Annotated in this window: 9 protein-coding genes; 4 read left to right on the forward strand and 5 right to left on the reverse strand. The window is 62.3% G+C overall.

What is annotated here, in order from left to right:
- The 5 genes from VGH68_RS24130 to tssK all read right to left on the reverse strand — a co-directional run.
- Window positions 1-1,118, reverse strand: a 1,118-nt coding sequence (locus VGH68_RS24130) for an AAA family ATPase (protein WP_331606225.1), incomplete at its 3' end; no start/stop codon positions are given.
- A gap of 197 nt (window positions 1,119-1,315) precedes the next feature.
- Window positions 1,316-1,801 (reverse strand): Hcp family type VI secretion system effector, encoded by a 486-nt coding sequence (locus tag VGH68_RS24135; protein ID WP_331606226.1) that lies wholly within the window; start codon window positions 1,799-1,801, stop codon window positions 1,316-1,318.
- A 114-nt stretch (window positions 1,802-1,915) separates the two neighbouring features.
- Window positions 1,916-3,700 carry an OmpA family protein gene (locus VGH68_RS24140; protein WP_331606227.1) on the reverse strand — a complete coding sequence of 595 codons (1,785 nt, stop codon included), beginning with the start codon at window positions 3,698-3,700 and terminating at the stop codon, window positions 1,916-1,918.
- Window positions 3,697-4,428, reverse strand: coding sequence for a DotU family type IV/VI secretion system protein (locus VGH68_RS24145; RefSeq protein WP_331606228.1), 732 nt, complete (start codon window positions 4,426-4,428; stop codon window positions 3,697-3,699). Before VGH68_RS24145 ends, VGH68_RS24140 begins: the two co-directional genes overlap by 4 nt.
- A complete protein-coding gene (gene tssK, locus VGH68_RS24150; RefSeq protein ID WP_331606229.1) occupies window positions 4,425-5,777 on the reverse strand; it encodes a type VI secretion system baseplate subunit TssK in 1,353 nt (450 codons plus the stop codon). The genes VGH68_RS24145 and tssK overlap by 4 nt, the downstream gene beginning before the upstream one ends.
- 589 nt (window positions 5,778-6,366) lie before the next feature.
- Between tssK and tssB the strand changes: the two genes are divergently transcribed.
- The 4 genes from tssB to VGH68_RS24170 form a co-directional block, all read left to right on the forward strand.
- A complete protein-coding gene (gene tssB / locus VGH68_RS24155; RefSeq protein WP_331606230.1) occupies window positions 6,367-6,879 on the forward strand; it encodes a type VI secretion system contractile sheath small subunit in 513 nt (170 codons plus the stop codon).
- A gap of 73 nt (window positions 6,880-6,952) precedes the next feature.
- Window positions 6,953-8,509, forward strand: coding sequence for a type VI secretion system contractile sheath large subunit (tssC, locus tag VGH68_RS24160; protein ID WP_331606231.1), 1,557 nt, complete (start codon window positions 6,953-6,955; stop codon window positions 8,507-8,509).
- Window positions 8,510-8,608: 99 nt separating this feature from the next.
- Window positions 8,609-10,948: a type VI secretion system tip protein VgrG gene (locus VGH68_RS24165; protein WP_331606232.1), complete on the forward strand. Its 2,340-nt coding sequence runs from the start codon at window positions 8,609-8,611 to the stop codon at window positions 10,946-10,948.
- 8 nt (window positions 10,949-10,956) lie between these two features.
- The coding region (locus tag VGH68_RS24170; protein ID WP_331606233.1) for a hypothetical protein at window positions 10,957-11,160 on the forward strand (204 nt) is incomplete at its 3' end.

The following is an 11,160-nucleotide window of genomic DNA, read 5'->3' on the forward strand; positions in this document are numbered from 1 at the left end:
CAGGTCGTTGCCGCGATCGTGCGCAGCTCGCCGCGCGCGAGTGCCGGTTTGAGCAGATTCGCGGCGTCGGCACCGCCGGCCGCGTTACCCGCGCCGATCAGCGTGTGCGCTTCGTCGATGAAGAGCAGGATCGGTTCGGGCGATGCCTGTACTTCGTCGATCACGTTATTCAGGCGTTGTTCGAACTCGCCCTTGACGCCCGCGCCTGCTTGAAGCAGACCGAGATCGAGCGTGAGGATGCGCACGTCGCGAATCACGTTCGGCACGCTGCCCGCTGCGACGCGCAGCGCGAGACCTTCGACGAGCGCGGTTTTGCCGACACCCGGATCGCCGACGAGGATCGGATTGTTCTTGCGGCGGCGCGCGAGCACGTCGATCATCTGCTGGATTTCGCGATCGCGGCCGAACACCGGGTCGATGTCGCCACGCTTTGCTTTATCCGTGATATCGATCGCGAAGCGGGCGAGGGCGTCGGGGCCGGCCGATGGCGACAGTCTTGTTCGCGTGCTGCCTGCCGCGGTCGATGCGTCCGACCCGCCCTCGGACATTCCCGCGCGATCCGCGCCTGCGGTGCTGATCGATGTCTGGTGCGGTGCGGGCGCAGCCGGATTTTCATGTTCGCTTTCACACGACCGATGTGCGATGCGCGGCAACACGCGCTGGATCTGCGTGCTGCTGACAGACAGCAGCGGCCACGCGTTATGCGCGCGCAACAGGTGCGGCGCATCGGTTATCGCCTGCAGCAGATTGGCGGAGCGGATTTCAGCGTCGTCGCTCTCCGACGACGCATGCACCCACGCATCCTTGAGCAACGCCGCGAGTGGCGGCGCGAGCGCCGGTTTGCCCCGCAGGTTGCGCGGCAGACGATCGATCGCGCCCAGCAGCGCGTCCCAGACCGCGTCGATATCGATCGTGTAGTGCGTTAGCATTGCCGGGATGTCACCGTCGCCGGCTTCGATCAGCTTCAGTAGCCAGTGTTCGACGGTGATTTCGTTAGCGAGCCGCATTTGGCAGAGACTCGCGGCTGCTTCGAGCGCTTTCGCGCAGTGCGGATTGAGTCGGCGCAGCAGCTGAGTGGTGTCCCAAAGGGCGTTCCTTCGGTCGTCGCGCAAAGTCATGTCGGCAGTCCGGTCGCGGAGGCAGCGGTGAGCGCAACGGGCGCTCGCCGCTAGAAAGGGGAGGAACGACCAGCCCGGTTCGCGGACTGATCGACATGTGCTGACAAGCGTCGGTACGTCGGCGCGTCAATACATCAGTGCACCAACAGACCGCGCGCAACGCGCCGGGCAGTTGTGCATGCGCAAGCACGCGGTTTTCATGAACGCTCGTTCCACGTGTCCTTATGGATGATGTTGCCGTCCTTGTACGACCATGTGATCGTCTCGTAGCGCAACTCGACGTCTTCGAGATGGTTGTGCTTCTCGTAGTCGGGGTTCTTGATATCGAACATCTTCGGCCTGACTGCCACGATCTTTACGTTGTCCAGCTTCGTGTTGAAGTATTCCTTCTCCTTGCCCGCGTCGTCGATCCTGTACCACTTGATTTCGACCGATTTCAGTGTCTGGCCGCTCGTCACCGCCTTGTACAGATAAGGTGTCGACGCGTCCGTTTCCTTCGTCAGCGTGATCGGCTTGTGCACGCGCGCGCCGGTCAGCTTGCCGGTGTTGCCGTCGGTCGGAATATGGACGCCGTGATCGAACGCCACGAGTTCGACGCTGCCTTCACGTTCCTGTACCGTCACCGAACCCTTGATGTCGGCGCCGCCATCGTCCTTGAGCCACATATAGGCCGGAATTGCCATGCTTTACTCCTTTTTTCTACTACTACGTCAACCGCCCGGAGCTAGCCCCCGAGCTTCAGAATCCCGAAGCGGGGCGCTTCGGGGACTAAAGATCTGATTGCTGGCGGGGGCGAATTACTTGTCCGCGTCCGGCACGAGCGTGATTTCCACGCGCCGGTTTTTCGCGCGCCCATCAGGTGTTTCGTTGCTCGCAGTCGGCCGTGAATCGCCATATCCCTGAATCGCGAATTGCGTGGCCGCGATACCGGATGCGTCGGTCAACCAGTCGCGCACGGCCTCGGCGCGCGCCGTGGAGAGCTTCAGATTGCTGCGCGGGTTGCCGACGTCGTCGGTATGCCCGGCGACCAGAATCCGCTTGTCCGGATGCGTCCTTATCATTTCGAGCGCGCCAACCATCGCGCGGGTCGAACCCGGCTTCAACTGAGCGCGGCCGCTGTCGAACAGCGACATGCTGTCGAGCGTGATGACCGCCGGCGACGGGGCCGGCGGTACGTACGACGCAATCGCGTCGTTGAGTGACGGCAGCAGTCGGGCGCCGCGATACATGCCGAGTGACAGATGCAGCGGTACGCCGATACGTGCGTAACCGTCAAGTTCGTCGCGATCGCCAACGAGCGCTCGCAGCGCGTCCCGCTTCGCCGAGTCGTGCGTGGCGGGGATCATCCGATAGCGGCCGAGATCCGCACCGATACGGGCAAGCAGCGCGTCGTTGTTGTTTGCGCTGGACCAGAACGCAGCGGCGGCCGCGCAGGCGAACAGCGCGAGCGCATGCGCGAAAGCTGCGCGGCGCGGCGACGCCCAGTAGCGCCGCGGCATCGCCGCGATCAGTGGTTGCGGCAACGGCCACGGCAGCGGCGATGCGCCAACGGCGGCGCGCGTCACGCACGTTTGCATCTGCACGTCGCGTTCCCACGGGTTCGCCGGGCCACTCCCGGGACCGCAGTCGACCCAGCCCGCACCGAATAGCGTCCATGGCGTGGCCGGCTGCTGATGGTCGGTCAGCGTGCCGATCACGACCCGCTGCGTCCAGCCGACCAGCGACGCGAGTGCCGCGGCGCGCGTCGCGCACGCGTTGATTGTCGCCCCCGTATTACTTGTGATGGCTGCGGTGTCGCGGGTGCCGATGGTGCTGGTGGTTTCGGTGGGCGCGCGTTGCACTTCGGTTTCGGCTGCGTGAATCACCGCTTCGAAACGCGCTGCGTCGACCACTTGCATGGCCGACGACAGCCCATACCACGCAGGCAACGACAGATCGAGTCGGCCAGGTGTAAGCCGCTGATAGATCGCGACATAGCCTGGCAGACGCGTGCCGAGCGTGCGAGCCGCATCGGCGACCGCCTGGCGCACGACGCGCAGCTTCTGAGTGAGCATGTCCGCGCCGGCATGCAGGGCGGGCGCGACCGATAGCACCACGCCATCGGGCGCGCGCCCGTCGCGCCATTGCCTGATGGCGACCGCGATATGCCGCAGCTCTTGCGGCCGATCGACGCGCAGCCAGATCGCGCCCTCGCCGACGTGCGCGAAGCGTTCCTGATCGCCGCGGTTGAAGAGCGCCGGCAAGCCATCGCCGGTGACCAGCACGAGTGGCATGCGGGTGCGTAGCCTGGCCGGAAGGTCGGCGGTCGCGGCACCAAGCGCGGCCAGCGCCTGCTCACTCTGTCCGTGCGCGTGCGACAGCCAGACGCTGCGCCACCCAGCCAGCGCCAGCGCGATCAATCCGATGCTGGCTGTCAGCGCCCACGCGGTATCACGCCCCGCCGGCAGCACGAACCAGGTGACGGCGAGCGCCAGCGCGGCCGCGAATCCGACCAGCGCGCGCAGCGGATAACCGAGGCCTTCGTACGTGCGACCGCGCGCGGGCGCCGGCGTCGCGGACAGGACTGGCAGATCGGACTTCACGGCTGGGTGACCTTGGCCTGTGCGAGCTGTGCGAGTTGCGCGTCGAGCGCCGCCGACCAGGCGAGCCAGACGATCGCCGCGACGATGCACGCGAGCCCCGCGATGGTCCACGGCGATAACCGGTACAACCAGTCGGAGAGCCGGCGCCCGGGACGATCCGCGATAAAGGTCTGCGTCGGCGCGGCGCGCAGCTTTTCCAGTTGCGCATTTAGCGAGGCGATCAGCGCCGAGCGCTTCGCCTCGCCGTCGCGCGCGTAACGGCCGATAAAGCCGAAGCTGAGAATCGCCGCATAGCATTCGAGCAGATCGACTTGCGGCGACGCCTCGCGCATGCGCGCTTCAAGACGGTCGAACACCCGCTCTCCCGCGTCATGCAGTTGAAAACGTTCGACCTGTAACGGCTTCATTTCCCAGCCGGCGCGGCTTTCCGCGGACAGATGACGCAGCGCGATTTCATCGAGCAGCCCACATTGGGCGATGAGCGCGTCGTGTTGCACGTCTCGGGCATAGCCGCGTCGCTCAAGTCCATATGAAAAATTGTCGATCAGTTGGCTGCAACGGTTGCGGAAGTCGACTGCGTTATCGACATGGCCATTCGTTGCGAACGTCGTGACGAGCAGCGCGGTATCGCGCAGCAGATCGCGGATGCCTGCGCGCGTCGCACCGGTCGTTCCGGGACCCCTGTCGAGCAGCGCTGATTCATGGTGGTTTCGGGGCAGGGCGTTCATGAGCGCAGTACCGCGTAAAGTTCGAGCGAAGCGTCGGGCACCGACGCCGGCAGATAGATCTGGCACGCACGCGCCGCGAGCATTTTTGCGTGCGCGGTGCTGTTGGGATCGAGCGCGAAGTACTGGTTGTCGAGGCGCACGGGAATCGCGGCCGGCACGCGCGGCACCGCCTTCAGCGGAATGCCGAGCAGCGCCGAATTGACGATGTGTTCGACGTCGTCGGGCGCACCGATCTTGCACAGGCGCGGAAACTGTTCGGCAAGCTCGAACGCCGGCAGCGGCGCGTTGACCGACAGATACCAGTCGGCCGCGGCTTCGACGATGCGCTCGTCCAGAAACTGGCCAGTCCATGTGGTGGTGCTTCTGCGGGTGAGGCCGATCGACACCACGCGCGACGGAATGATCGCGTCGAGTAGATCGCGGATCGTCGTTTCGAGCTTCGTGAACATCTCGTCGGCGCGCGCATGATCGTAGGCCGGGATGTCGGTGAGCTGCGCGAGCGTCGAGAACGTCATCAAAGCGCTAGCCAGTTGAGCGAGTGTGCCGTATAGCTGCTCCGGCGAGCGGCGCGGATGCGATGCGTAGAGCCGCAGCTGGGGCCACGCCGCGTGAATGCAATGCAACAGCCAGAATAGCTGCACGTCGGCGACGCCATACTCGGCGACCTGTTCGAGCCGTTCGCTGCGGCGTGCGCCGAGCGCGGCGCTCTTCGCCTGCAGAATGTCGGCGACACGATTGATGCGTTCGAGATGCAGCGGGTGGCTGCCGAGCGTCAGACACGGCGGCACGAAGCGGTGATCGACCTTGAACTGGCCGCTGGTCGTGCGCACGAGGCGCGCGATCGCGCAGACGGTGTCCTCCGCGTGCGACTCGAAATCGAACAGCATACGCAGCGCGTGACGTTCCGCTGCGATCTCGGTTTCACCGCTGCCGTTCAGATCCGCGACCTTGACGAACTCGCGATACGCGCGGCGCGGACGTGCCAGCGACGTTTCGTCGTAGCGGCAGTTGTTGCCGTTCGCATCGGGCAGCGCGAGCGCGGCGAACACGACGACGCTCTGCTGACCGGCGGCGACCCCTTGCGTCAGATCGCGCGCGAGCGGCAATGCATCGGCCGCGGTGGTGTCGACCGGCGTGCCGTCCGGAAAGCGCAGTTTGAGCCGCGCGAGCTTCAGGCGCCCGGTTGCCAGCGCCTCCTCGTCGACCTCGACGCCGAGGGTGCCCCACGGCTCGGCGAGCGCGACGGTTGCGAGCTGCTGAAGCGCGAATCCGGCCCATCTTTCCTGTTGCTGGAAGTGCTGCTGCGTGAGGATGAGCCCCTCATGCCACAGCGGTTTGTCGATCCGCATACGTTTGGTATTTCGCTGTTGTGGATTATGTCTCGTTATTCGAGACGCGGAATTTATATCGGGGTTTTCGTGAATCGTATACGAGTTTGCAGGTGTCGATGCGAAAAATTAACAGTTATTCATATCGTATTTATTTTGATATAGAGGACGTCGTCGATATTGTTTGTCAGAAAGTGTGTCTTTTGCCAACCGAAGCGGACCATCGGCCGTGCGAATTAACCGATGCCTCGGGCTCACCGGAGTTGCTGGCCCTTGACTGACAAGGGTTTCGGCGCATCTTTGCTGCGCTTATACACTGCCGATGAACGTTAGCGCAACCGAGGCTTATCTGAAAAATATCGTTGTAACTATTGTTGACAGTTGTGCAGGTGAAATATGCGGAATGGCCTTTGACGGCGTGTCGTCAAACCTGTTTTAATAGTGGCTCGCATTCAAGCATCTCGAATTGAACCCGCGCAATAAGGCGTCGGTGTTATTTTCTTGCGCGTCGTAAATAAATGCGTCCGCGGGCACGCGCGGGAAGGGAGTCACCGCATCGCAAACGGGCGAGTTCCGGAGCGTCTCTAACCTGATTACATGAGGATCACAAATGGACAGCTTTCAGCGCGAAATTCCCAAAAGTCGCGTCTCCATCACACTGGATCTGCACACCGGCGGCGCACAGAAGAAGATTGAACTGCCGCTCAAGCTGCTCGTCGCGGGTGACTTCAGCGCGGGCCGCGAGCAGGCGCCGCTGGCCGAGCGCAAGAAGGTCAACATCGATAAGAACAACTTCGACGCGGTGCTCGCCGATTACGCGCCAGACCTGAAAGTCGCGGCCCGGAACACGCTCGCCGATGACGGCTCGGAGCTGCCGGTCAGGCTGTCGTTCCGTTCGATGAAAGACTTCGAGCCGGAGCAGGTGGCCCGCCAGATTCCGGAATTGCAGGCGCTGCTAGCGATGCGCAATCTGCTGCGCGATCTCAAGTCGAATCTGCTCGATAACGGCACGTTCCGCCGCGAGTTCGAAAAGGTCCTGAAGGACAGGCGTCTGTCCGACAGGCTGCGCGGCGAACTCGCACAGATCGCCACGGCCGCCACCCAGCCGGAAGGCCATGCCTGAACGGCGAAGGGCGCAGAGCGCCATCACCGCTTCCCGTACCCAGATACCTGCAGGAACGCAGACAGGAACACCCATGGAACAGAACGAATCCCGCCAGACTGCCACCGAGACCGTTGTGCTGACCACTGCGCAAGAAGCGCAGGTCAACGGCGAGAGCGTCTACGCATCGCTGTGCAACAAGATCAACCTGAAGCCCGTCTCCGAAGCGCGTCCGCTCGAGGCGTTCCGCGACAACGACATGCTCTCCGAAGCGTCGGCCGACGAGCGCATCGCGCGCGGTATCGGCGCGTTTCTCGATCTGGTCGCGCAATCGAGCCAGCCGGTGGATCGTCTCGACAAGTCGCTACTCGACTTCCATATCGGCCAGCTCGATCGGCAGATCGGCCGTCAGCTCGATGCGGTGTTGCACACGCCTGAGTTTCAGGCGCTCGAAGGCCGCTGGCGCGGTCTCAAGATGCTCGTGTCGCGCACGGACTTCCGCAAAAATGCGCGTGTGGAGGTGCTCGACGTGTCGAAGGAGGCGCTACAACGCGACTTCGACGATACGCCCGAGCTGATTCAGAGCGGCCTGTACCGTCTCACATACATCGAGGAATACGACACGCCGGGCGGCCAGCCGATCAGCGCGCTGATCAGCGACTTCGAGTTCGCGAATTCGCCGCAGGACGTCGCGCTGCTCCGCAACATCTCGAAGGTGGCGGCCGCCGCCCATATGCCGTTTATCGGCTCGGTCGGGGCCGCGTTTTTTGGGAAGAAGTCGATGGAAGAAGTCGCCGCGATCCAGGACATCGGCAACTACTTCGATCGCGCCGAGTACATCAAATGGAAAAGCTTTCGGGATACCGACGACGCACGGTATGTCGGTCTGACGATGCCGCGCGTGCTCGGCCGTCTGCCTTACGGCAAGGACACCACGCCGGTGCGCGCGTTCAATTACGAAGAAGCGGTGAAGGGCTCGGACCACGACCGCTACTTGTGGGTCAACGCATCGTTCGCGTTCGCCGCGAACATGACCCGCAGTTTTGTGAACAACGGCTGGTGCGTGCAGATTCGCGGTCCGCAGGCGGGCGGCAAGGTCGAGGATCTGCCGGTTCATCTGTACGACCTCGGCACCGGCGCGCAGCCGAAAATTCCGACCGAAGTACTGATTCCGGAAACGCGCGAATTCGAATTCGCGAATCTCGGCTTTATTCCGCTGTCGTTTTACAAGAACCACGACTTCGCGTGCTTCTTCTCGGCCAATTCGACACAAAAGCCGGCGCTGTATGAGACGAAGGAAGCGAGCGCGAACAGCCGAATCAATGCACGGCTGCCGTACATCTTCCTGCTGTCGCGTATCGCGCATTACCTGAAGCTGATCCAGCGCGAGAACATTGGCACGACCAAAGACCGGCGCCTGCTCGAAATCGAACTGAACAACTGGATCAAGGGTCTCGTGACTGAGATGAAGGATCCCGGTGATGAGCTGCAGGCATCGCACCCGCTTCGCGAAGCAAAGGTGACGGTCGAGGATATCGAGGACAACCCTGGCTTCTTCCGCATCAAGCTGTTCATCATCCCGCACTTCCAGGTGGAGGGGATGGATATTGGGCTCTCGCTGGTCTCGCAGATGCCGAAGGCGAAGAGCTGACCGGGCAGTTTTTTGCACGAGTTTCCCGCAGGAGTCGCTGGTGTGCCGTTGATCGGTGCCCCGGCGGCGCGGTAGTGTTTGTGCGCTCAAAGGAATCGGATGTCGATGGTATCGCCGTTGCAGGCTTACGAATTGAAACTGGCGCCACACCCGGCGCCGTTCTCGATCCTGAAGTTTACTGGCGTCGACAGGGTCAGCCAGCTGTACAGGTACGAGATCGAATTCACTAGCCCGGTAGCGGGCATTGCGATGGATCAGGTGCTCGGCCGTCCCGCACGATTTACTGTCGAGCCGGGTGATCCGGATATCGACTATTTGCGCAAGATGTTCGGCGAGAACGCCGAGAAGTTCAGCACGAGACCGCTGGCGCATACGATTCACGGCATCGTGACAAAGTTCGACGAGTTCGAGACGTCGGCTGACCAAACGCGCTACCGGGTGGTGATCGAGCCAAAGCTCGCCGATCTGGATCGCGGCGTGACGAGCCGCTTGTTTCAGAAGCAGTCGGCCGAGGAAATCATCACCGATACGTTGCGGCACTATGGGTATCGCAACGGAGTGGATTTCGTGTTCCTGTTGCGCGGCCAGCACAAGCGGCATGAGTACATCACGCAGTATCACGAGACGACGTTCGCGTTTATTCAACGTCTCTGCGCGCGGGAGGGGATCTGGTTCCGCTGGGAGCAGAAGCAGGATCGCGCGGTGATCGTGTTTGGTGACGATCTCGATGCGTATGCGCGCAAGCAGCGGACGGTGCCGCTTCGTCGCGATTCGGGGCTCGAAAGCGCGGGTGCCGATGCGATCCAGACGCTCAGGCGGCGTACGCGGCGGGTGCCCGAGGCGGTGCGTTTGCACGATTACAACCATCGGCAGGCGGGCGTCTCGCTGCTGGTCGAGGAGAACGCGGCGCGCGGCGACAACACGACGAATGCCGTCGATTATCGCTGGGGTGAGCATTACGAAACGCCCGAAGAAGGTCAGCGGATTGCGCAGTTGCGGCATGGCGCGCATCTGGCCAGCCAGATTACTTTTATCGGTACCGGCAACCCGTTCTGGCTGGAAGCGGGCGAGGTCATGTCCGTCGATCCGAATCCCGTGGATGCCAAACATGGGATTTTCGTGACGTCGGTGCGCTCGCACGGGGCGCGCGATCAGGCGTACCGGGTAACGTTCGAAGGGATTCCTTCGGATCGGGTGTGGCGGACTTCGATGGAGTCGGTTCGGCGACCGGCTATCGACGGAATTTTGCCGGCGCGTGTTACGTCGCCGGGCAACTACAAGTATGCGTATCTGACCGGGCAGGGGTGGTACGTGATCGTGCTGCCGTTCGATCTCGACCAGTGGAGTCCGGGTGGGACGAGCCGGCCGGTGCGGTTTGCGAAGCCTTATAGCGGCGATGACTATGGCCATCATTTTCCGCTGATCGATGGTGCGGAGGTCGCTATCGTCTTTACGGCGGGTGATCCGGATCGGCCGGTGATCATTGGCGCGATGCATGACAGTCTGCATCCGGATCTGGTCAACAACCTCAATAACACCCGCAACATCGTTCGTACCGCCGCTCGCAATGAGTTGCGGATGGAGGACAAGGAGGGTGTTGAGCATATCCACCTCACTACGCCGTTTCAGACCAGCGAGCTCAATCTTGGGCATATGGTCGATGCGGATCGCAAGGAGTGCGGGCAGGGGGCGGAGTTACGGACGGATGGGCACGTGGCGGTGCGGGGGGCGAAGGGGGTGTTGATTTCGGCAGAGCAACAAGCCGCTGCGGCCGGTCAGCAACTTGCGGCGCAAGATGCCGACGACACCTTCCGACAATCGGAAGACATTCTGAAGTCGCTGAATGAAAGTGCTGACGCCGCACAAGCATTGCTCGCGGAGGTCGGAAGACAACGCGCTCTTGTCGAACAGAATCTGTCACAACTAGAGAAGTCTGTCGTAGTCGCGACTGCGCCAGACGGAATGGGTCTGGCAAGCGGGAATGACTTTCAAATAGCGGCGCGTAAGCAACTTTTCGTTACCGCCGGCGACGGGCTCGACATCGGTGTGATGAAGCGCATCGCGATCGCCGCAGGCGACGCGATTTCCTTTTTTGCTGCCAGGTTGGGTATCCGCATTTTCGCTGCCAAGGGCAAGGTCCAACTGCAGGCCCAAGGCGATGCAATGGAGTTGATAGCACTCAAAAGTGTGGCTATCAGTTCATCGACAGACCAAGTGAATATCACAGCATCGAAGGGCGTCACGTTGGGCGACGGCGCGGGAGCCTACATCAAGATCGCTAACGGACGGATAGAGCTAGCGAGCCCGAGCGGGCTGATCGACGTGAAGGGCAATCTGCAAGTCGGCGACCCGGCCGGAGGTCATTTCACGTTCCCCGGTTGGTCTGGAGCTCCCCTTAAAGATGCAAAGCGAAACCTGAGCTTCGGTTTTTCTGAATAGGCATAGCCATGGCAAATACCACTTCGGCGAATCCATCTAGCACTCCGGTGAAGCTGCTGCCGTTCGCGTTCCCGTTTCGCAGAAAGGCGCCGGGCCCCGCTGGCGCGCCGGCAGATTTCATCGATGAACGCGAATTCCACAAACTGCTCACGCAGCAGCCGTCGGGCTCTTATCCGGTCAGCAGCAAAGGCCTGTGGCACGGTGGAATACAT

This window comes from Paraburkholderia sp. (assembly GCF_036488505.1).
GTDB lineage: Bacteria > Pseudomonadota > Gammaproteobacteria > Burkholderiales > Burkholderiaceae > Paraburkholderia.